This is a genomic window from Fischerella muscicola PCC 7414 (assembly GCF_000317205.1).
GTDB classification, from domain to species: Bacteria; Cyanobacteriota; Cyanobacteriia; order Cyanobacteriales; family Nostocaceae; genus Fischerella; species Fischerella muscicola.
Map to the genome: position 1 here is coordinate 1 of NZ_AJLK01000235.1, position 606 is coordinate 606.

Here is a 606-nt window from a genome sequence, read left to right on the forward strand (position 1 = left end):
TCCCTGCTTCAACTAATAACACCAGTCGAATTTTGGGAAACGCTGGTCTGGTTCCTTTTGGGCTTGCGGGATATCCAAAGACTTTGGCATTTGCTGGAGTATCGGGTACATCTAATACCGTTCCATCGGCTGCCATCACTCGTAGTCCAAATAAAAATGCTCCTGGAGTTTCTGCTGTTGCTAGTGGACTTGCCAAGAGCTTAAATAACTGGCTCATTGCTCGGCATCCCAATCTCTGCCTTGCTTCAGTGATGGATGATGGGCTTGGTACACGCCAATACTGCCCTAATTTTAGCCACTGGGTTCTTAACCCTTTAACCAAATTTTTTAAGACTGTTCGCATTGAATCCGATGACCAGATACTCATCCCAATTACCATACAGACCACCAAGTGTGATGGCAGTTTTCGCTTGCGTGTCTCTCTACTATCTGTTTGTCCTAATACTTGCTCAATTGCTTCCGCTGGTATTGCTGTTTCTATCGCTTTTAGCACCTCTGCCGATTCAATTAAAAGTGAAACCAACGAAAATTCTTTGAGTTCATTAGCTGCTGCTGTTTTTCAGTACAAGTCTCAATTTACCTGTTTTTGCGCTTAACCGAAAAGTA

1 protein-coding gene is annotated in these 606 nt (G+C 43.6%); it reads right to left on the minus strand.

Translation table 11 applies throughout. From position 1 onward, the window contains the following. Positions 1–493, minus strand: a 493-nt coding sequence (locus tag UYI_RS35525; protein ID WP_326930444.1) for a transposase domain-containing protein, incomplete at its 3' end; no start/stop codon positions are given. Positions 494–606 lie beyond the last annotated feature (113 nt).